We start from the raw sequence: 21,654 nt of genomic DNA, 5'->3' as shown, positions 1-21,654 counted from the left end.
CGGGGCGTCAGGTGCCGACCCCGCGGTTGTCGGTTTCCCGTCAGGGGCGGTAAACCGCAGGTTCAGCTTGGGTGTTCCGCTTCTAGCCTTCTCGGCAACTTCCCGAACCCCCACGAGGAGGAAGCATGAAGCGGACCGCGATACTCGCCGGCGTGGTGCTGGCGGCGGTCACCGGAGTCGGGGCGGCGCCTGCCGCCACGGCTGCACCGGCGGAGTCGGAATCCGGCTACGTCGTCGTGTTGAAGGACGGTGCGCAGGTCGACCCCACGGCGGTCGCGCACGGTGTGAAGGGCCTGCGGTTGGGCTCGGTGTACCGGTCGGCGCTGACCGGTTTCTCGGCGAAGCTGACGCCCTCGGCGGTGGCGCAGCTGCGGGCGAACCCGGCGGTCAAGTACGTCGAGGCCTCGGCCACGGGCCACGCCGACGCCCAGACCACCCCCAACGGGACCAGCCGGACCTTCGCCGCCGGTAATACGGGCCTGAAGGTCGGCGACGGCCTGGACCAGCGGGTCGACGTCGACGTCGCGGTGATCGACAGCGGCACCGACTACTACCACCCGGACCTGAACGTGGTCCGCCGGGTCAACTGCGTGGGCGTCACCTCCTGCGTCGAGAACGCGGGGTACGACGACAACGGCCACGGCAGCAACGTCGGCGGCATCATCGGCGGCCTGGACAACGGCATCGGCTACGTCGGCGTCGCCCCCGGCGCCCGGCTCTGGTCCGTCAAGACGCTCAACAGCGAGGGCTCCGGCACCACCGAGGAGATCGTCAACGGCATCGACTGGGTGACCGCGCACGCCGACGAGATCGAGGTCGCCAACATCAGCATCGGCTTCGACGGCACCGAACAGGCCGTCGTCGACGCCGTGAACCGGGCGATCGCCAAGGGCATCGTGATCGTCGTCTCGGCCGGCAACGACCACCGCGACGTCTCCAACCAGAGCCCCGCGAACGTGCCGGACGCGATCACCGTCTCCTCGGTCAGCGACGCCGACGGCAAGGCCGGCGGTCTGGGCAACTTCGCCTGGTGCAACAAGAACAACACCAACAAGGACGACTCCCTCTCCAACTTCAGCAACTTCGGCCGCGGCGTGGACATCGCGGCGCCCGGCGACTGCATCCAGTCGGCGTTCAAGAACGGCGGCTGGTCCAACTACTCCGGCACCTCGCAGGCCGCTCCGCACGTCGCGGGCGCGGCGGCGTGGCTGACCCGTGGCGGCAACCGCCCGCACGACCGGGCCGGTGTCCTCGCCGTCCGCGACAGGCTGGTGGCGGCCGGAAACTCCAACTGGACCGACAACTCCGGTGACGGCGTGAAGGAGCCGCTGCTCGACCTGCACGACCCGGCGCTCTTCCCGGCCGGTGGCACTGCCGGACCCGACGCCACCGCCGTCGCGAGCTGTGACAACACCGGCAAGTCCTGCACCCTGGACGCCTCGCTGTCCAGCGGCACCGGCCTCAGCTACAGCTGGAACTTCGGCGACGGCACCACCGGCACCGGCGCCAAGCCCGTCCACACCTACGCCTCGTACGGTGTCTACCCGGCCCGGGTGACGGTCACCGACAGCAGCGGCCGCACCAGTGGCAACACCGTGTACGTGCGGGCCACCGACCCGGCGGCCAACGAGAAGCCGGTCGCCTCGTTCACCGGCTTCTGCACCGCCGCCGCCTGGTGCGGGTTCGACGCCACGAACGCCTACGACCCGGACGGCGCCATCGCCTCGTACCGCTGGGACTTCGGTGACGGCAGCGCGGCCGCCACCGAGCTCAAGCCGAGCCACACCTACCCGGACCGCACGGCCACCTACACCGCCCGGCTGACCGTGACCGACGGCAAGGGCGCCACCGGCACGGCCACCACGACCGTCAGCTGTGTGAAGCAGACGTACATCACCTTCTGCTCCACCTCCTGACCCCGCTTTCCGCGCCACCGCCGCCCCCGGTCCCGACCGCTCGACGGGACCGGGGGCGGCCTCGTGACGTCCGAAGGGATATCGCATACGATGGACGGATGGCACAGAAGGCGTGGGCGGAGCGACTGCCCGTAGTGAAGAGCAAGGCCGACCTCGTCTACGACAGCCTCCACGAGGCCATCGCCAACGGTGATCTGCTGCCCGGCGAGCGGCTCAACATGGACGAGCTGGCCCGCAACTTCGGCGTGAGCAAGATCCCGATCCGGGAGGCGGTCAAGCGGCTGGAGGCCGACGGCCTGGTCGTCTCCCGGGTGCACTCCGGGGTCTCCGTCGCCGAGGTGGACGTCACCGAGATGCGCGGCGTCTTCCTGGCCCGCGCCGCGATCGAGGGCCTGGTCGCGCAGCTCGCCGCCGAGCGGGTCACCGACCCGCAGCTGGAGCAACTGGACGCGGTCCAGGCCGAGATGAGGGCCGAGCTCGCGGCCGGCCGGGTCGCGGCCCTGCCGGAGCTGAACTCCCGCTTCCACCGGGTGCTCGCCGAGGCGGCCGGCTACCGGATCCTCGGCGAGCTCACCGAGCAACTGCTGCTGACCATCCGCCGCTTCCGGGTGACCGCGCCGGTCGACAGCCAGAACTGGCGCGCGGTGGTGGAGGAGCACGACGCGATCGTGGCCGCCCTGCGTGACCGCGACCCGCAGGACGCGGAGCGCGCCGCCAAGCACCACGTCGAGGCCCAGGCCACCCACGAGGTCGGCGAAGGAGAGTGATCCGCGCGGAGGGGACCGGCCGAGCCGGTCCCCTCCGGCGTTCCCGGTCAGTCCGCGTCGAGGGGCGGCAGCCCCATCCGCCGCCGGTGGCCGTCGCGCAGCAGGCTGGCCGGGCTGACCGTCGACGCCCCGGCGTCCAGGACCAGTTCGGAGCCGCTGAGCGCGGCCGCGGCGGGCGAGAGCGCGAAGGCGACCGCCGCGGCGATCTCCTCCGCGGTGACCAGGTGTCGCATCGGGTTGCTCTCCCGCAGGCGCTCCAGCCGCTCGCCGGGGGCGAGGCGCGACTCGGTGGCGGGGGTGCGGACCCAGCCCGGGGAGACGGTGACGAACGAGATCCCCCGGTGCCCGTAGTCCACCGTGAGCTGCCGGCCGAGCGCGGCGATCGCGCCCTTGGCGGCGGCGTACGCGGGCAGTCCGGGCGCCGCCGTGCGGTGCAGCACTGAACCGACCGTCACCACCGCGCCCGCGCCGGCCCGCAGCAGGTGCGGGAGGACCGCGCGGACGGACAGGAAGACCGAGGTCAGGTTGGTGTCCATGACCCGGTGCCAGTCCGCCTCGGAGGTCTCGTGCAGGGGGCTGCCCTCGGTGATGCCCGCGCAGGTCACCAGGGCGTCGAGCCGTCCGTGGTCGGCGGCGGCCCGCTCCACGGCGGCGGCCACCTGGCCGGCGTCGGTGACGTCGGCGGGGTAGTGGGCGACCTCGGGCATGGCGGGGTCGACGAGGTCGAGTCCGGCGATCCGGTAGCCGTCGGCGGCCAGCCGGGCGGCCACCGCGCGGCCGATGCCGCCCGAGGCCCCGGTGATCACTGCGGTGCGTGTCATCGGTCGTGCCTTCCATGAGCTGGGATGCTGACGAGAAAGGTATACGATATTCCAAATACTGTCCGTGGACCTCGGAGGCTCCCATGGAACCCACCGACCTGCTCACCCGGCTCGCCGACCGCAGGCTGCTCGCCATCGTGCGCGGAAGCGACCCCGACGCCGCCCTCGACACGGTGCTCACCCTGGTCGGATCCGGCATCGACCTGGTCGAGGTGTCGCTCACCACCGCCGACGCGCTCGGCGTGATCGAACGCGCCGCGACCGTCCTCGGCCCGCACGCCGCCCTCGGCGCCGGCACCGTACTGACCACCGCCGACGCCCGGCGGGCCGCCTCCGCCGGAGCGGTCTTCGCCGTCACCCCCGGAGTGACGGACGCGGTCGGCGAGGCCCGCGCGCTCGGCCTCCCGGTGCTGGCCGGAGCGATGACCCCGACCGAGGTGGCCGCCGCCCTGGTGGAGGGCGCCACCGCGGTCAAGCTCTTCCCCGCCGGACTCGGCGGCCCCGCCCACCTGCGGGCGCTGCGCGACCCCTTCCCGGAGGTCGCGTTCGTCCCGGTCGGCGGCGTGGATGCGGCCGCCGCGCGCGACTACCTCGCCGCCGGGGCACTGGCCGTCGGCGTCGGAGGCCCGCTGATCGGCCGGGCCGCCAGTGCCCCCGACCGGGAGGGGCTGCGCGAGCGGATCGCCGCCTTCCGCGCACTCGCCGGGGAGTCGCGATGATCGACGTCCTGACCGTCGGCGAGACGATGGCCGCCTTCCGTGCCGAAGGCCCGCTGATCCTCGGCGGCGCCCTGCGGCTGACCACCGCCGGCGCCGAGTCCAACGTGGCCATCGGACTCGCCCGGCTCGGCCACCGCGCCCGCTGGGTCGGCCTGGTCGGCGACGACGAGTTCGGCCGGCTGGTCCTGCGCACCCTGCGGGCCGAGGGTGTGGACACCACCCATACGGCGGTGGAACCCGCCGGCCCCACCGGGCTGGTGGTCTTCGAACCCCGGGTGGCGGACCTGGTCCGGGTCGCCTACTACCGCCGCGGCTCGGCCGGCTCCCGGCTCACCCCCGAACACCTGGGCGCCGCCCTCGCCGAGGGCGCCCGGATCGTCCACCTCACCGGTGTCACCGCGGCGCTCGGTCCCGGTCCGCAGCAGGCCGTCGAGGCCGCGGCCCAGGCCGGGGCCACCGTCTCGCTCGACGTCAACCACCGCTCCCGGCTGTGGAGCAGGGACGAGGCGGCGGCGGTCCTGCGGCCGCTCGTCGAGGACACCGACCTGCTGATCGCCTCCGAGGACGAACTCGACCTCGCCGCCCCCGCCGGAGCGCGCGGCGAGGCCGAACGGATCGAGGCCCTGCTCGACCTCGGCGTCGCGGAGGTCGTGGTCAAGCGCGGCGCGGACGGCGCCTCGGTGCACACCCCGGACGGCACGGTCGACCTGCCCGCCGTGCGGGTGCCGGTCCGCGACACCGTCGGAGCCGGGGACGCCTTCGTCGCGGGCTACCTCTCCGGACTCCTGGACGGCGAGCCGGCGGCCGGCCGGCTCGCCCGCGCGGTCACCACCGGGGCGTTCGCGGTGGCCGCCGCCGGCGACTGGGAGGGCCTGCCGACCCGCGCCGAACTCGGCCTGCTGGACGCCGTACCGGGGAGCACCCTGCGATGAGCTCCGCCGGGACGAGTTCCACCGGCTGGCAGGAGTGGACGCCCGGCCGGTACCGGCTCGCCGAGGGCGCCCGCTGGGTCGACGGGCGGCTGGTCTTCGTCGACCTGCTCGACGGCGACCTCTACAGCTGCCCGGGCGACCGGCCGGGGGAGGCCCGTCGCGAGGCCTCGCTCGGACTCCCGCTCGGCGCCGTCGCACCGGTCCGCGGCCGACCGGGGGAGTGGATCGCCGCAGCGGGCACAGGAATGGCCCTGCTCGCCGGTGGCACCGGGGACTCCCCGCCCGGGCCCCTGCCGGCCCCGACCCGTCGGCGGGCCACGGAGCCGGGCGGCGTGTGGTCGGCGGCGATCCGGGCCGGTCGCGGGACGGTCGAACAGGGCGCTGTGCCGCCCTCGGGCGGGCGGGACCCTGTCGCCCGAGGGGCGGATCCCGGCGGCGCCACGGAGCCGGCCCGTGGGCGGGTGCGCTGGCTGGCGCGGCCGGAGGGCGGGGCGGCGACGGCGATGCGGATGAACGACGCGGTGTGCGACCCCGCCGGGCGGTTCTGGGCCACCAGCATGGACACCGGCGCCGCGCGGGCCGCCGGCTCGCTGTGGCGGCTGGACCCGGACGGGGCCGTCGTGCGCGTCCTGACCGGGCTGACCGTGCCGAACGGCCCGGCCTTCTCGCCGGACGGGCGCACGCTCTACCTCGCCGACAGCGCCCGCGGGCTGGTGGCCGCGTACCCGGTCGAGCCGGACTCGGGCGCGCTCGGGCCCGGCCGCCGGTTCGCCGCCGTCACCGGGGCGGACGGCCGGCCCGACGGGATGGCCGTGGACGACGACGGGTGCCTGTGGGTGGCGCTGTGGGGCGGCGGCCGGGTCCGCCGCTACGCCCCGGACGGGCGGGTGCTCGACGAGCCGGCGGTGCCCACGGCGCATCCGAGCAGCGTGGCGTTCGGCGGCGGCCTGATGTTCGTGACCACCGCCCGGCACCGGCTGGAGCGCCCGGACGCACTGGCGGGCGCCGTGCTGGCGCGCCCGAGTGGTGTGTCGGCACGTCCGGCGGCCGCGTGGGCCGACGGCCGGGACCGCGGGAAAGAGAGTGGCACCACCCCCTGGTGAATATTTCGTATATCGCATACGATTACCCCATCCCGCCGTTCCCACCGGGTGGAGTGATCATGATGAGTACCGCAGTACCGCCCGCAGAGAGCGACATGAGCACCGAGCCGCACCGAGGCGCAGGCCGGCGGACGATGCTGGCGAGCACCGTCGGCACCGTCATGGAGTGGTACGACTTCAACCTCTACGGCCTCGCCTCGGCGCTGGTCTTCGGGCCGCTCTTCTTCGGCTCGTCCGGCACCGGCGGCACCCTCGCCTCGTTCGCCACCTTCGCGGTCGGCTTCGCCGCCCGGCCGGTGGGCGGCATCCTGTTCGGCCACCTCGGCGACCGGATCGGCCGCAAGTACGTCCTGCTGGTCACCATGCTGGCGATGGGCGCCGCCACCACCCTGGTCGGCGTCCTGCCCACGCACGCCGCCGTCGGCGTCTGGGCGCCCGTCCTGCTGATCGTGCTGAGGATCTGCCAGGGCATCGCGGTCGGCGGCGAGTTCGCCGGCGCGACCCTGCTGACCGTCGAGAACGCACCCGCCGGCCGGCGCGGCCTGTTCGGCGCCGTCCCCGCGATGGGCACCGGCGCCGGGTTCGTCCTCGCGAGTGCGGTGTTCGGCCTGGTCTCGCTGCTGCCCGACGACGCCTTCCTCACCTGGGGCTGGCGGATCCCCTTCCTGCTGAGCATCGCCCTGGTGGTGTTCGGCCTGTGGGTGCGGCGCGGCATCGACGAGACGCCGGTCTTCGAGGCGCTGGAGGAGCACGGGCAGACCGTCCGATTCCCCCTGCTGACCATCCTGCGCACCCAGCCCGCGGCCGTCCTGCGCACCATGGGGATCACGGTCTCCGGCTTCGTCTGGGGCTACCTGATCCAGGCCTTCTCGCTGGCCTACGCCACCAGGACCCTGCACATCCCGAAATCCACCATGCTGTGGGCGATCGCCCTGGCAGCCGCGGTCGAGATCGTCGCCATCCCGTTCTGGGGCTGGCTCTCCGACCGGATCGGCCGCCGGGTGACGGTCTGGGCCGGCCTGCTGGCCACGGTCGCCTACGTCTTCCCGTTCTTCGAGCTGCTGGAGACTCGCAGCGCCCCGCTGATCCTGCTCGCCATGGTGATCGCCCTGCCGATCTGCAAGGACATGGTGTTCGGCCCGCAGGCCGCCCTGGTGGCCGAGCAGTTCGAGGCCCGGGTGCGGTTCAGCGGGGTCAGCGTCGGCCGCGAGTTCGGCGGCGCGCTGTTCGGCGGCACCGCCCCGTTCATCGGCACCGCCCTGGTCGCCGGCAGCGGCTCGATCACCCCCGTCGCGCTGTACGTCATGGCCGCCTGCCTGGTCACCGCCCTCGCGGTGCTCAGCGGCCGCGAGACCGCGCGCGCCACCGTCTGACCCTCCCCGTCCGCACGTCCAGGAGACAGCCCCGTGAGCACCCAGCCCGTCCGCATCGCCAAGATCGAGGCCCTGGCCCTGTCGGCCAGCTTCGACGACCTGTACGACTCGCCCGAGGACGTGCCGGACTGGCTGCGCTACCCCGCCTCCAGCCACCTGGTGCTGCCGCGCCGCGGCCAGTACGCCACCCTGGTCAAGGTCCACGCCGAGGACGGCACCGTCGGCATCGGCGAGGCCTACGGCCTGCCCGCCCCCCAGGTCACCGCCACCGTCGTCGCCACCGTCCTCGCACCGCTGCTGATCGGCCAGGACGCGCTGGCCACCGGCGCGATCTGGGAACGCCTCTACCAGGGCCAGGCCGCCGGCGGCCACAACCGCGGCTTCTACCTGGAGGCCATGGCCGGCATCGACCTCGCCCTCTGGGACCTGCGCGGCAAGCTCGCCGGCCAGCCCGTGCACCGCCTGCTCGGCGGACCGATCCGCGAGAAGATCGACTGCTACGCCAGCCCGGTCGCTCTGCACGCCGACCCCGCCGACTCCGCCGAGCAGGCCCTCGGCTTCGTCGAGAACGGCTTCAAGGCCCTCAAGGTCAAGATCGGCCGCGGCGAGCGCACCGACCGCGCCCACCTCACCGCCGTCCGCGAGGCGGTCGGCGAGGACATCGAGATCCTCACCGACGTCAACTGCGCCTACGACCTCGACGAGGCCACCCGGGTCGCCGCCGTCCTGCAGGACCTCGGCATCTCCTGGTACGAGGAGCCGCTGCAGGTCGACGACCTCGCCAACCTCGCCGAGCTGCGCCGCCGCACCGGCCTGACGATCGTCAACGGCGAGACCCACTTCACCCGCTTCGACATGCGCGACTCGCTGGTCCAGCACGCCATCGACGTCTTCATGCCGAACGTCGCCCGCTGTGGCGGCATCACCGAGGCGATGCGGCTGTCCGCGCTCTCCTCCGCCTTCCACGTCGACATCGCCCCCCACGGCGTCGGCTCCGGGGTCAGCCTCTGCGCGGCGCTCCAGCTCTGCGCGGCCGTCCCCAACCTGCGCACCTACGAGTACAACCGGCTGCCCAACCCGATCCGCGAGCGGATCCTGCGCAACCCGCCGGTCTTCGCCGACGGCGCGCTGACCGTCCCCACCGGCCCCGGGCTCGGCTTCGACCTCGACGAGGACATGGTCGACCGCTACGTCGTCGCCCGGTTCTGATCCACCTCCGCACCTCCTCACCCCCACCCCACCCAGGAGGCACGACCATGCACGAACCCCAGCCGCGCCGGATCAGCCGCAGATCCGTGCTCCGGGGCGCCGCCGTCGCCGGCGCCGGAGCGGCGGTCTCCCCGCTGTTCTCCGTCACCCCCGCTCACGCGGCGGAGATCACCTCCGGCTCGTACACCATCCGGTACGACAACGGTGCCCGGCAGACCATCCTCGGCCTCGGCTTCGAGATCCAGTCGGACTCGATCGGCTCCGGCAACAACGGCCTGCCGAACACCGTCAGCGGCGTCCCGTACGACCTGACGGACAGTGAGCGCACCCGCTTCTACCAGCAGATGCTCAAGGCCGGCCGCACCGACCGCGGCTTCCGGTACTGCCGGCTCGCCCTCGGCCTCTACCACCGGGGCCTGGACGCCACCAACAAGCACATCGTCGACCGTTACCCCGGGCAGTCGGCGCTGCTGGCCGGCATGATCCAGCAGGCCGGGATCGAGGGTGTGGCCGCCGAGTACTGGTCCCCGGCACCCGGCTGGAAGTCCACCAACTCCTACATCAAGGGCACCCTCGCCTCGTTCGCCCCCGCGGACCTCGACGCCCTCGGCGACGCGATGGTCGGCGACCTGGACTACCTGGTCGCTGCCGGGGTGCCGATCTCCATGTGGGGCCTGCAGAACGAGCCGAAGTTCTCGCCGGACTACTCGGGCTGCACCTACGACGCCACCCAGTACCTGACCGCCTTCAAGGCCGTCGCCCCCAAGATCCGCGCCAAGTACCCCAACGTGATGATCCACGCCAACAGCCTGGACGGCTGGAGCGGTGACCGCGGCCAGGCGATCAAGGCGGACCCGCAGGCGCTCTCCTACGTCGACGCGTGGACCTACCACCGGATCGGCACGGACAGCAACGAGCAGATCACCACCGACTACACCTCGGGCGCAGCGGGGAAGCCGGTGTTCAACAACGAGTTCGAGTACCTGGACAACAAGACGTCGGACGTCCGCACGCTCAACACCGCGCAGTCCATCATGAACTGGATGACCTTCCAGAACTCGCCCACCTGGTTCTGGCTGCACGCCCTGAAGCCCACCACCAACGCCGAGTCGCCGGGGTACTCGCTCGGCTTCTGGCGTCCGCCGTCCGACACCGACTTCAGCCACTTCCCGAACATCCCGGTCGGCCACTGGGACTTCAACCCGCAGAACTGGAACGCGGTGGCCGGCTTCGTGAAGTACATGCCGTGGGACTCGGTGCGCCACCACGTCGAGGAGCCGGTCCACACCGACGGGAGCCCGTACACCGAGCACCGGATCATGGCCTGGAAGACCCCCTCGGGCAAGCAGGTGTTCGCCCTCACCAACCGGTCCACCACGACGGCCTTCACCTACACCGTGGACACCCAGACCGCGGCCCCGTTCCAGGGCCACCGCTACGGGCCCGCCACCAACAACCTGACCCTGCCCACGAAGTCGGGCCCCACGTTGACCCTCACCGTGCCCCCGCTGTCCATCGAGTTCTGGGTCCGCACGCCCTGAGCGGCACCCGCTCCCACACTTTCGCTCCCGGCCCCGAGGGGACCGTCGCCTTCGTCCGGCGTACCGCCGGCACGGCCGGGAGCGGAACGGCGGCCCGGCTGTAAGAGGGACAGCGACCGCCGAGGCCGGCCCCGGATGCACCGCCGGGGCCGGCCGCGCCGTTGTCCCCGCCGGTTCAGGCCTGACCGGCCGCCGGCGGGCGGCGGGCCAGGCGCTCCAGCAACGACGTCCGGTGACTCTCGCCGGTGGCGAGGGCGATGGCCGTCCAGGCCATGGCGAGGCCGCCGTCGAGGACGGCGCGGTCGGCGCAGGGCCTGTGGGCCGTCGGACGTGCAGTGCGCGCCGCATGGACGGGGTGCCGCTGCCGCGCGGGGTCCTCGATCGGAACACGGGCTGCGGCGGCCGCTCCGATGCCGGCGAGACCGAGGACGCCCTGCTGGATCCGGCCGGGTGGGTGCCTCCGCAGACGGCGGATGTGGACCACGTCGGCCTCGACGAGACCCCCGCCGTGGTGAGTGCGGCAGCTGCGCTCGACGCGAGACCGGTTGTCCGTGCCGCTTGGTTCCAAGCTGCGGGCCGCCCGCAGCTTGGACGCCGGGGCGGCCGTCACGCGGGTGTGAGCCGGCGCCGGCCGGTGGCCGGCCGGCGCCGGGCTGATTACTGGATCACGATCGCCGAGGCCTTCCAGTACGTACCGGCGGCGCCGGGGGAGAAGGCGATGTCGACCGGGCCGCCGCCGGTGACCGGGGCGGCGTACCAGCGGAAGGTGCCGGTGTCGAGGCGCTGGGTGGTGATCACGGCGGTGCCGTCGACCGCGACGGTCTGCGGGTCGGCGGCGTACTGGTTGTCGCCGACCAGGACGTACAGGGTGTGGTTCCCGGCGGGGACGTTCACGCGGAGGGTGCGCTTGACCGTGTCGGTGGCGAAGTCGGCGCGGAGCGCGTCCGGGCTGATCCGGTCGCGGGACTGCGGGGCGCCGCCGGTCCAGCCGAAGCCGGTGGTGGAGCTGTACGCCGTCGAGGGCTTGAGTGCTCGGTAGCCGGGGGCGACGGGGCCGGTGTCGGTGCCGGCGTCCAGGGCGAACACGGCGCCGCCCGGGGTGAGGTTCAGTGGGCGGGGCATCGCCTCGGTGTCGGCGTCGATCACGGCCCGGACCAGCCCGGGGGCCGCCGGGGTGCCGTCGGCGAGCATCCGTCCGTCGAGGGTGACCCGAAGTTCCGTGCTGCCGCCGGGGGAGACGGTGAACGGCTGCGACTGGCCGGTGGTGAAGCCGGACGGCGGCGTGACCTGGAGCGTGCCGGAGGCGCCGCGCCCGGAGACGTCGTCGACGGTGACCGGCACGGTGACGGAGGTCTGCTGGGCGGCCGGGACGGAGAGCGGGGCGAGGGCGCGGATCCGGACCGGCGAGAAGATCACCTTCCAGGCGAGCTTCGGCTCCCGGAACCAGGTCCGGATGCCTTTGGCGTTGTAGGGCGGGGCGGGTTCGGGGTTGCTGCCGGTCCAACTGGTCGAGACGAGGAAGTCGGCGGCCGACCAGACCATCATGCCGAGCGTGTGCGGCCGGTTGCCGGCCAGTCGGTTGTACTCGTCGATCACGGACGCCTGGTAGAACTCGGTGCCGCGGACGTACCCGTCGCGGCCCCGGACGGCCTCGGCGCCGTACTCGCTGACCAGCAGGGGCTTGCCGCCGGCGGTCTGCTGGACGGCGTCGAGCCCGGCGGCGATTTCGGAGGCGTCGTGCGAGCCGTACCAGCCGTAGTAGATGTTCGGCAGGACGATGTCCTCGTAGCCGTAGGCCTTGCTGCTGGTGAACTTGTTGTTGGCCTCGGTGTAGAGGCGTCTCGGGTCGAGCGAGCGGCCGTAGTCGGTCATGGCCTTGACGTAGGCGGCGCCGCTGTCGTTGGTGGTGTTGTTCTCGTTGCCGACCGACCAGACGATGACGCCCGGGTGGCCGCGGTCGCGGTCGATCATGCGCTTGAGCTGGTCCTTGGCGAAGGCCTGGACGGAGGCGGTGGCGAGCGCCGTGCCGGTCATCTGCTGGACCGGGATCTCGTCGACGACCAGCATGCCGAGCCGGTCGGCCTCGTCCAGCAGCGCGGGGGAGGGTGCGTAGTGGCCGGGGCGCATGATGCGGAACCCCTTGTCGTAGAACTCGCGCAGCTCACGGACCGCCAGGCCGTCCGGCTCGGTGCGGCCGAGACCCGGATAGTCGCTGTGCCGGTTGAAACCGCGGAGTCCGGAGAGCACCTGGCCGTTGAGCGTCACGTCGCCGCCGGAGACCGCCACCGTGCGGAACGCGGGGTGCAGGGTGGCGGGTTGACCCCGGCCGGCGGACGGGGTGACCACGAGGGTGTAGAGCTTGGGATCGGCGGGGCTCCACAGCTGCGGCGAGGGCACGGTCAGCGTCACCGGCGCGGTGTCGCCGCCGCCTGCCGGGACGGTCAGCGAGGCCGTGGTGTCGGACAGCACGGACGACGACCCGGGCGCCTGTAGCTGCAGGCCGACCGTCACCGTCGCGGATGAGGTCCCCGCGTTGGTGCCCTGCGCGCGGATCGTCAGCTTCCCGTCGGCCGGGTCGCCCTCGGCGGTCACGCCGGTGATCGCGGCGGCCTCCGTGCGCTCCAGCCGGACGCCCCGCAGCAGGCCGCCGTACTGCCAGTACAGCGCGGTGGTGGTGAAGGCGGCGATGGTCGCCTGCCGGTTGTCGACGACCACCGCGAGCGTGTTGGCGCCGTCGTGGGCCGCCGAGGTGGCGTCGACGCGCTGGGGGAGCATGCCGGCCCTGGACGAGCCGACCTTGCTGCCGTTCAGGTAGTAGTCGCAGCTGAAGTAGCAGGCGTCGAAGACGAACTGGACCCGCTGGGTGCCCTTGGTGCCCAGGTCGACCTGCTTGCGGTAGAGCGCGCGGTGCCCGGTCTCGCTGTTCCACCTGTCGCGGACGGTGCCGTAGGTGGCGGGCACCAGGACCGCGGTGGTGGGGGACTCGTCGAAGCCCGGCTGCACGGCGGGCGGCGCCGTTCCGTCGAGCGCGCCGCTGCTCAGCTCGCTGTCCACGGCGAACCGCCAGGAGCCGTTCAGCGTGGTCACCCCGGCCGGGTCGGCGGGGCGCACGGTGGTGACGGACCTGGTGGCGGTGACCGTCCCGGTCGGCGTCACTGCCTCGGCGAGCAGGGTGTGGGTGCCGGGCGGGAACCACGCGGCGTCGGTGGCGGTACGCCAGATCGGCTCCGCCTTCTGCGACTTCGCGTACCGGTCGGTGACTTCGGCGAAGGCGGTGCCGTCCATGGAGAAGCGGACGGCGGTGGTGGTCGGCGGGGCGTCGACCTCGATGTCGACGGTGCCGGTGAGGGTGCCCGCGGCGGGGCTGACGAAGGACACCGCGGGCGCGGCGGTGGCGGTATGGGGGACGCCCAGGAGGGCGGCCAGGACGGCACCGACGGTGAGGCACGGTGGCAGGAGACGGCGCAGCGGCATGGGGATCGGTCCTCTGAGGGTGGGGACTCGAACGTAGAGCGGCTGCTGGATCGGGTCAATGCAAATGACCAATGATTGATCGTTCGGTCTCGCATCTGCGAATGTGATCGCAATGCATTGACTTGATCAAGCACCAGTTCTAGGGTGCGTGCGGGCGCCCACCTCCCCACCCCCACCCTCCTCGGGAGTCCCCACCATGCTCCTCCGTCGCGCCGCGCTCACCGGCACCCTCGCCGCCGCGCTGCTCCTCCCCGTCGTTCCCGCCACCACCGCCGCAGCCGCCCCGACCACCTGGTACCTGGACTGTTCCGCCGCCTCGGACGGCACCGGAAGCCAGACCAGCCCGTGGAACAACCTCGCCACCGCCAACGCCCACGTCCTCCAGCCCGGTGACAAGCTGCTGCTCAAGCGCGGCGCCACCTGCACCGGCACGCTGAAGCCCCAGGGCTCCGGCACCGCCGGGTCGCCGATCACCCTCGCCGCGTACGGCACCGGCACCGCCCGCCCGGTGGTCGCCGGCGACCCCGCCTCCACCGAGAAGGCCGCCGTCCACCTCTCCAACGTCGAGCAGTGGGAGATCCGCGACCTGGAGATCACCTTCGCCGACACCAACAGCACCAAGCGCGAGCGCAACGGCCTGCTGGTCGAGGTCGCCGACCTCCCCGACGGCGTCGGCACCCACTACCTGGTCGACGACGTCTCCGTGCACAACGTCAACGGCGACGCCACCAAGTGGTCCAACGGCATCCAGTTCCGGGTCTCCGGCACCACCACCCCGACCAACTTCGACGACGTCGTGGTCCAGAACTCGACCATCAGGAGCGTCGACCGCGAGGGCCTGACCAACCGCACCACCTGGATGTGCCGCCCGCAGTACGGCACCGGCGACGGCTGCGCCGGGGTGAGCAACTGGCGGGCCAGCACCCGCATGGTGTTCCGCGGCAACACCGTCAGCGACACCGGCGGCGACGGCATCGTGCTGCGCGCCGCCGACCACGGCCTGGTCGAGCACAACACCGCGTACGACATCGCGATGCGCCCGATGGGCTCCAACGCCGGCATCTGGACCATCAACTCGGACGACAGCGTGATCCAGTTCAACGAGGTGCACCACGTCCGCCGGCTGTCGGACAACGGTGACGGCATGGCCTTCGACTCGGACTACGGCAACAACCGGGCCGTCTTCCAGTACAACCACAGCCACGACAACGAGGGCGGCTTCATGCTGTTCTGCGGGGCGTGCGGCTCCGGGTCCAGTTCCACCGGCACGGTGGTCCGGTACAACCTCAGCCACCACGACGAGGACCGCTGGCTGGTCGCCTCCGGTGAGTCGAGCGCCGACCTCTACCAGAACACCGTCTACCTCCCCTCCGGCTCGACCGCGGACATCGTCCAGGACGGCTACGGCACCACCAAGGCCCGCTTCACCAACAACGTGTTCGTCAACCTGGGCAGCGGCGGCTTCGACGGCATCAACAACAACGGCAACTACAACGCCGCCGACTACTCCTGGGCCGCCAACACCTTCTACGGCAACCACCCGGCCAACGAGCCCGCCGACCCGGAGAAGAAGACCACGGACCCGCAGTTCGCCAACGCCGGCGGCGCCGCCCCCGCCGACTACCGGCTCGCCGCGACCTCCCCGGCCCGGGCCGTCGGGGCCCCGATCCCCACCCTGGGCAGCCGCGACTGGTTCGGCAACCCGGTGCCGCAGGTCTGCCGCACCGACCGCGGGTTCTCCCAGGACTCCGCCTTCGACGACACCGCCTGCACCCCGGTCAACCTGGTGCGCAACTCCGGCTTCGAGAACTCCGCGCTCAACCCGTGGAGCAGCTACGGCGGCGTCACCGTCGACACCGCCGTCAAGCACGGCGGCAACCGCGCCGTGAAGGTCGGCCCGGCCCAGGCCGCGGCCGAGCAGATCGTCCAGGTGAAGCCCAACACCACGTACACCCTCGCCGGTTGGGGCAGGGTCTCGGCGAGCGGCACCCAACTCTCGCTCGGCGTCAAGCAGTACGACACGGCCGGGTCCAGCAACCGCACCCTGTTCACCGGCACGGCGTTCGCGAGCGGCTCGGCCACCTTCACCACCGGCCCCGGCGCCACCACCGCCAAGATCTACTGCTACGTCGGGACCGGCACCGGCTACGGGTGGTGCGACGACATCACCGTCCGCGCGAGCTGAGCCCCCGCGCCCCACCGCACCCGGCGCCGGACCACCCCCACGGCCCGGCGCCGGGCCCTCCTCCCGCCCTGCGGCCACCCCCGGCCGCCGACCGATCGACTGGTACATTCCTGCCGACCGGTCGGTGCACTCCCGACCGGGCCGGGGAGCGGGCAGGAGAACGGTATGTCGAGCACGTCCGACGAGCGCCGCACCCGTGTGCTGCACGCGGTGGACCAGCTCGGCTCGGTCCGTGTCACCGAGCTCGCGGAGCAGCTCCGGATGCCCGTGATCACCCTGCGCCGGGACGTCGCCGCGCTGGCCGAGGTGGGCCTGGTGCACCGCGTGCACGGCTCGGTCGTCTCGACGTCGGTGCAGGCCGGCACCGCCGTGCTCGGACCGTCCGTCGGCCTGCTGGTGCCCGGCGTCGGGCAGTACTTCGACGAGGTGATCGCGGGCGCCCGCCAGGCCGCCGGCCCGACCAGCGCCCAGCTCGTCCTCGGCATCTCCTCGTACGAGGCGAGCGCCGACCGGGTGCAGGTCGACCAGCTGCTGCGGTCCGGCGTCGAGGGGCTGCTGCTCGCCCCCAACTGGACCGCCGACGCCCGCCCCCAGGACCAGGACTGGGTGGCGCGGCTCCCCGTGCCGACCGTCCTGGTCGAGCGCCGCCCCGCGCCCGGCGGCGAGGCGGCCGGGCTCGACACCGTCTCCTCCGACCACCGCCACGGTGTGCTGCTCGCCCTGCGCCACCTGTCCGCGCTGGGGCACGGACGGATCGCCCTGATGGCCCGCAGCGACACCTGGACGGCGCACGAGGTGCGCCGCGGCTACGCGGAGGGCTGCGAACTGCTCGGGCTGGTCCCCGGGCCCGTGCTGGAGAGCGGAATCCCGGTCGTGGACGCCGCGCCGGTGGCCGAGGCGCTGGCGGACGGCGTGACGGCCGTCCTGGTCCACAACGACCAGGACGCCCTGCAGCTGCTTCCGCTGCTGCGCGCCCGCGGCCTGCGGGTGCCCGAGGACCTGGCCGTGGTCAGCTACGACGACGTGTTCGCCGCGCTGGGTGCGCCGCCGCTGACGGCGGTCGCGCCGCCGAAGCGGGCGGTGGGCGCCGAGGCCCTGGGGATCCTGCTGCGCAGGCTCGGGAGCCCGGCCGCGACGCCGGTGTGCCACCTGCAGCTGCTGCCCGAACTGACGGTCCGCGAGTCCTGCGGCGCGGCGCGGCGCTGACCCTCCGCCTGGGTTACGCTGCGTGCATGCCGGGCCTCGGATGGCGACCGAGGGTGAGGGTAGGTACCTCCCCTCATTGAATACGTACTGATCCGCGCGGTGTCCTGGAAGGGCCGCAGCACCCGGCGCGGCACCCGAGGCCAGCAGGCGGTGACAGGAATGTCGGCTCATCACACGAGGGACGGCGCGGTCGGGACCGGTGGCGCCGGACTTCCGCCGCGGACGGCCATCTACCTGCGCTGCTACCCGTTCGACCCGGCGGAGATGGACTGCCACCGTCGGGCGCTGGAGGGCCTCGCCGCCGAATCCGGGCTGCCACTGCCGACCAGGTTCCTGGACAACGGCCTGCGCGGCTCGGAGCGGCTGCCGGCCCTGGAGAACCTGCTGCGGGCCGTCGCCGCCGGCTGGGTCGACACCCTGCTGATCCCCGGCCCGTTCGTGTTCGGCCTGGACCAGGGAGTGGTCGCCGTGGCCCTCTCGGAGCTGGAGCGGCTCGGCTGCCGCCTGATGGAACTGCCGTGCCGGGGCGCCCGCACGGGTCCTTCGGCGCTCACCGAGGCGGCCTGACCTCCGAGCACGTAGGGGGAGCGAACGCACTACGTACCGTTCCCCTGCGCCGTGACCGGCACGTACCGCAGCTGTGCCCTGCCCGCCCTCGCCCCGCGCGAGCCGGCCTGGCTGAATCGGACACCGGGGCCGGTGCGCCCGGACCCGAGGAGACCGGTGGGTGCTCGGCCCGCCGCGGCCCGACGGAGGAGTTGCCGAGATGACCGCCGCCACGCCGCCAGCGTCCGCCCGGACGGCGCCCGCGACCGCCGGCTACCTGCGGTGCTGCCCGGAGGACCACGAACGCTTCGCCGCCCAGTGGGCGCAGTTGAGAGCACTGGCCGGCCGCCTCGGGCTGCCGAGCCCGGTCCTGTTCCTCGACCGCCCCGACTCCCGCCGCGGCCCCGGGCCGGCCCTCACCCACCTGCTGGCCGCTGCCGACGCGGGAGCGGTGCGCCTCGTCCTGGTGCCGGACCTGCATACGTTCGGGACGGACGAGACGGAGGCCGAGCGGCTGCGAGGGATGCTGGCCGCGCGCGGCGCCCGCGTCCTGGCCGCCCGCGGCGGCGGCGCACACCCACCGGGGCCGTGACCGACCTGACCGTCGCCGCGGCGTCCGGTGCTCGTCGCGGGCAGCATCCGGCGCCGCAGGCGCCGAGGACGCGGGCCTGGCGCAGCGGCCTCCTGCGCACGTCGGCGAGGCCGCGGTCGGAGGCCTGCCCGGATCCGTCCGTGCGGAAGGTGATCGCCGCGCGGGTTGACGCCGCATCAGGGGGCCCGGCCCGGCTAGGCTTGGCTGCTCAGCGGCGTCGCCGAACGGGCCCACGCGGAAGTCCGGCCGGTGGCGGGCCGCACCGGAACCGGGCAGGAAGGGCCGATCGCGTCGTGAGAACCCCCGCGTTCGTCGGCCGGGAGCGCGAACTCGCCGTGCTGCTCGGCGCCCTGCGCTCCCGTCCGGCGGTCGTCCTGGTGGAGGGCGAGGCGGGCGTCGGGAAGTCCCGCCTGGTCGCCGAGGGTGCGGCCGAGCTGCGCCGCGAGGGTGTGGAGGTGCTCACCGGCGCCTGCCACCCGCTGCGCGAACCGCTCGCCTTCGGACCGGTCGTCGACGCGCTGCGGGAGGCCGGGCGCCGGCTGCCCGAGCGCGGCCGGCTCGGCCCGTCCGCGGGGGTGCTGGCCGACCTGCTGCCCGAACTCGCGGACCGCCTCCCGCCGGCCCCGCCGCGCCCGACCGGCACCGTGACCCCGCGCCACCTGGTGGCCCAGGGCGTGCGCACCCTGCTCTCGGCGATCACGCCCGCGGTCCTGGTCGTCGAGGACGTTCAGTGGGCCGACGAGGCCACCAGGGAACTCCTCCTGCTGCTCGGCCGCGACCTGCCGGCCGACACCGCACTCGTGCTCACCTACCGCGCGGAGGACGTCCCCGGCCGGGCACCCGTCCTCGGCGCCGCCTTCCGCCGCCCGCCCGGGATCGGCGGCGCCGAGATCGCGCTGCGCCGGCTGACCGTCGACGACATGCGCACGATGGCCCGCTCCCTGCTCGGCGAGGAGGCGACACCGGCCCTGGTCCGGACCCTCGCCGAGCGCAGTGAGGGCCTGCCGCTGGTCATCGAGGAGGACCTGATCAGCATGGCGGGCCGGTCGGCGGACTCGGTCGTCGAAGTGCCGCGCAGCCTGCGGGAGATCTTCGCGGAGCGGGTGGGCCGCCTCACCCCGGCCGCGGTCGCCCTGGTGAACGCCGCCGCCGTCCTCGCCGTACCGGCCGCCGAGCACCTGCTCGCCGCCTGCGCCGGCCTGGACGCGGATGCTGCGGGGGAGGCGTTGCTCGACGCCCTGGCGGCCTCCGTGCTGCGCGAGCACGGCCCCGACAGCTACGGCTTCGCCCACGTCCTCGCGCGCCAGGCCCAGTACGACAACCTGCCCGGCCCGGTACGGCGGCAGCTGCACCGGCGGGTGCTGGAGGTCCTGCTCGCCCTGCCCGAACCGCCGCTCGTCCAGATCGCCCACCACGCCCGCGCCCTCGGCGAGACCGAGGCCTGGCTGGAGCACGCGATGGGCGCCGCCGACCACGCGGTGGCGGTCGGCGACCAGGGCACCGCGGCCGCCCTGCTCAACGAGATCCTCGACGAGCCCCGGCTGCCCACCGACCTGCACGCCCGCGCCGCGCTCTCGCTCGCCCGGATCGCCTGGGACGCCACCGAGTACACCCGGACCATCGCCACCCTGCGGCGGATCGTCGCCGGACCCGGCCTGCCGGTCGCCGCCCGCGGCGAGATCCGGCTCGACCTCGGGCTGATGCTGCTCAACCAGGCCGCCGACCCCGCCGGCGAGGCCGAGATCGAACGAGCCGTCGAGGAGTTGGAGGGCCGCCGCCCCGAACAGGCCGCCCGCGCCATGTCGCTGCTCGCCCTCGGGGAGGCCAGCCGGTTCTCCGCCGCCGAGCAGCGGACGTGGCTGGACCGCGCCGAAGCCGCCGTCGCCGACAGCCCCGACCGCGTTGCCAAGGCCTCGGTGCGGGCCAACCGGATCACTGTGCTGGCCGCCCAGGGCCACCCCGAGGCGGCCGTCCTGCTCGACGCCCTGCCCCGTACCGACGACGACCCCGAGGTGCTGCGCCACACCGCCCGGGCGCTGGTCAACGCCACCGAGACCGGCCTCTGCCTCGGCCAGGACGCGCTCGCCGCCGACCGGTGCGCGGAAGCGCTGCTGCTGGCCCGGCGCCACCACGCCCACGCGCTGATCACGCACTGCCGCTCGTACGAGCTGCTGTCGTCCTGGTTCGCGGGCGAGTGGGCCGGCTGGGACGAACGGTACGCGGCCTTCCGCGGCGAGTTCGTCGACGAGCCGCTCGCCGTGGACGACCTGCTGGCCACTGCCGAGGGCGTCACGGCGGCGGCCCGCGGGCGGGTGTCCCGCGCGGTGGAGCGGTTCGGCCGGGTGCTGGCCCGGGACACCGCCCGGATGAACGTCAACGCGATGGGCGCGGCCGCGGGGCTGGCAAGGATCCAACTCTCCCGGGACGACCCGGACACGGCCTGGCGGACGGTCGCCGACTACCTCGACCTGCTGCCGCGCAAGGAGGAGTGGGTGTACGCTCTCGGCCTGGTGCCGACCGCCGTCGAGATCGCCCTGGCGCGGGGGGAGCACGCCGCAGCCGCGGCACTGGCCGACGAGCACCGGGCCGGCATCGCAGGGCTGGACGCACCCGGCGCGGTCGCCGAGCAGCACCTGTGCCGCGGCCTGCTCGCCGAGGCCGGCACCGGCACCGGCAACGGCGGCGGCACCGGCAACGGCGGCAACGACGACGGCGACCCGGAGGAGGCCCGGCGGGAGTTCGACCGGGCCCGGGCCCAGTGGGCCGGCATCGGGCGGCCCCACTACGCGGCCCTCGCCGCCGAACGCGCCGCCCTCGCCCAGGCGGCCACCCGACCCGCCGACGCGGTCGCCGCCCTCACCGAGGCGGCCGCGGTGCACGACCGCCTCGGCGCGCTCACCGACGCCGCTCGCTGCCGGCACCTGCTGCGCGGCCTCGGACAGGAGCGCGCGCCCTCCCGCGGACGCGCCGGGTACGGTGACCAACTGTCCCCGCGGGAACGGGAAGTCGCCCGCCTGCTGAGCGACGGCGCGACCAACCGGGAGATCGCCGCCGCGCTCTTCCTCTCACCCCGGACGGTCGAGCAGCACGTCGCCAAGGTCCTGCGCAAACTGGACACCACCCGGGACGGCATGCGAGGCAGCGCCGTCTGACCGCACCCGCCTGCGGGCATATTTTTCTTGCGCTCCCGGACCGTACCTCCGACTCGCGGCCGGACGACGAGAATTCCCGACCGCGTGTCATAGGATCCGTCGCTAACGTCCCCATTGA

16 protein-coding genes are annotated in these 21,654 nt (G+C 73.6%); 13 read left to right on the top strand and 3 right to left on the bottom strand.

From position 1 onward, the window contains the following. The first annotated feature begins 125 nt into the window (after positions 1–125). Both ACGFX4_RS11075 and ACGFX4_RS11070 read left to right on the top strand, forming a co-directional pair. Entirely contained in the window at positions 126–1,916 is a 1,791-nt protein-coding gene (locus ACGFX4_RS11075) for a S8 family serine peptidase (RefSeq protein WP_393071896.1), read from the top strand. A gap of 98 nt (positions 1,917–2,014) precedes the next feature. Continuing rightward, positions 2,015–2,683 carry a GntR family transcriptional regulator gene (locus tag ACGFX4_RS11070; RefSeq protein ID WP_393071894.1) on the top strand — a complete coding sequence of 223 codons (669 nt, stop codon included), beginning with the start codon at positions 2,015–2,017 and terminating at the stop codon, positions 2,681–2,683. Between the two features lie 47 nt (positions 2,684–2,730). On the opposite strand, the gene ACGFX4_RS11065 is transcribed toward ACGFX4_RS11070, so the two are convergent. Further along, entirely contained in the window at positions 2,731–3,504 is a 774-nt protein-coding gene (locus ACGFX4_RS11065) for an SDR family NAD(P)-dependent oxidoreductase (protein WP_393071892.1), read from the bottom strand. Positions 3,505–3,587: 83 nt separating this feature from the next. Between ACGFX4_RS11065 and ACGFX4_RS11060 the strand changes: the two genes are divergently transcribed. The 6 genes from ACGFX4_RS11060 to ACGFX4_RS11035 all read left to right on the top strand — a co-directional run bounded on the left by ACGFX4_RS11060 (position 3,588) and on the right by ACGFX4_RS11035 (position 10,381). Continuing rightward, the gene (locus tag ACGFX4_RS11060) at positions 3,588–4,223 is read left to right on the top strand and encodes a bifunctional 4-hydroxy-2-oxoglutarate aldolase/2-dehydro-3-deoxy-phosphogluconate aldolase (RefSeq protein WP_393071890.1); all 636 of its coding nucleotides are present in this window, start codon (positions 3,588–3,590) and stop codon (positions 4,221–4,223) included. Then, complete coding sequence (locus ACGFX4_RS11055) at positions 4,220–5,155, top strand: sugar kinase (protein ID WP_393071888.1); 936 nt, start codon at positions 4,220–4,222, stop codon at positions 5,153–5,155. The genes ACGFX4_RS11060 and ACGFX4_RS11055 overlap by 4 nt, the downstream gene beginning before the upstream one ends. After that, positions 5,152–6,258, top strand: a complete 1,107-nt coding sequence (locus ACGFX4_RS11050; protein ID WP_393071886.1) for an SMP-30/gluconolactonase/LRE family protein — start codon at positions 5,152–5,154, stop codon at positions 6,256–6,258. The genes ACGFX4_RS11055 and ACGFX4_RS11050 overlap by 4 nt, the downstream gene beginning before the upstream one ends. 62 nt (positions 6,259–6,320) lie before the next feature. Continuing rightward, positions 6,321–7,631, top strand: coding sequence for an MFS transporter (locus tag ACGFX4_RS11045; protein WP_393071884.1), 1,311 nt, complete (start codon positions 6,321–6,323; stop codon positions 7,629–7,631). 33 nt (positions 7,632–7,664) lie between these two features. Continuing rightward, positions 7,665–8,840: a mandelate racemase/muconate lactonizing enzyme family protein gene (locus tag ACGFX4_RS11040; protein ID WP_393071882.1), complete on the top strand. Its 1,176-nt coding sequence runs from the start codon at positions 7,665–7,667 to the stop codon at positions 8,838–8,840. A 47-nt stretch (positions 8,841–8,887) separates the two neighbouring features. Next, positions 8,888–10,381 carry a twin-arginine translocation signal domain-containing protein gene (locus ACGFX4_RS11035; protein ID WP_393071880.1) on the top strand — a complete coding sequence of 498 codons (1,494 nt, stop codon included), beginning with the start codon at positions 8,888–8,890 and terminating at the stop codon, positions 10,379–10,381. Between the two features lie 175 nt (positions 10,382–10,556). Here ACGFX4_RS11035 and ACGFX4_RS11030 read toward each other — a convergent pair whose 3' ends face one another. Next, complete coding sequence (locus ACGFX4_RS11030) at positions 10,557–10,865, bottom strand: hypothetical protein (protein ID WP_393071878.1); 309 nt, start codon at positions 10,863–10,865, stop codon at positions 10,557–10,559. Positions 10,866–11,038: 173 nt separating this feature from the next. Then, positions 11,039–13,855, bottom strand: coding sequence for a glycoside hydrolase family 2 protein (locus ACGFX4_RS11025; RefSeq protein WP_393071876.1), 2,817 nt, complete (start codon positions 13,853–13,855; stop codon positions 11,039–11,041). Positions 13,856–14,051: 196 nt separating this feature from the next. Between ACGFX4_RS11025 and ACGFX4_RS11020 the strand changes: the two genes are divergently transcribed. The 5 genes from ACGFX4_RS11020 to ACGFX4_RS11000 all read left to right on the top strand — a co-directional run bounded on the left by ACGFX4_RS11020 (position 14,052) and on the right by ACGFX4_RS11000 (position 21,536). Next, positions 14,052–16,040, top strand: a complete 1,989-nt coding sequence (locus ACGFX4_RS11020) for a carbohydrate binding domain-containing protein (RefSeq protein WP_393071874.1) — start codon at positions 14,052–14,054, stop codon at positions 16,038–16,040. A 165-nt stretch (positions 16,041–16,205) separates the two neighbouring features. Next, complete coding sequence (locus ACGFX4_RS11015) at positions 16,206–17,246, top strand: substrate-binding domain-containing protein (RefSeq protein WP_393071872.1); 1,041 nt, start codon at positions 16,206–16,208, stop codon at positions 17,244–17,246. Between the two features lie 159 nt (positions 17,247–17,405). Continuing rightward, on the top strand, positions 17,406–17,813 hold the full coding sequence (locus tag ACGFX4_RS11010; RefSeq protein WP_393071870.1) for a hypothetical protein: 408 nt from the start codon (positions 17,406–17,408) through the stop codon (positions 17,811–17,813). A gap of 199 nt (positions 17,814–18,012) precedes the next feature. Then, positions 18,013–18,384: a recombinase family protein gene (locus ACGFX4_RS11005; protein WP_393071868.1), complete on the top strand. Its 372-nt coding sequence runs from the start codon at positions 18,013–18,015 to the stop codon at positions 18,382–18,384. Positions 18,385–18,677: 293 nt separating this feature from the next. After that, on the top strand, positions 18,678–21,536 hold the full coding sequence (locus ACGFX4_RS11000) for an ATP-binding protein (RefSeq protein WP_393071866.1): 2,859 nt from the start codon (positions 18,678–18,680) through the stop codon (positions 21,534–21,536). Positions 21,537–21,654 lie beyond the last annotated feature (118 nt).

This window comes from Kitasatospora sp. NPDC048365, from assembly GCF_043200835.1.
Taxonomy (GTDB): Bacteria; Actinomycetota; Actinomycetes; order Streptomycetales; family Streptomycetaceae; genus Kitasatospora; species Kitasatospora terrestris.
Note: the sequence above shows the minus strand (reverse complement) of the source record. Positions and strands in the feature narration are given on the sequence as shown.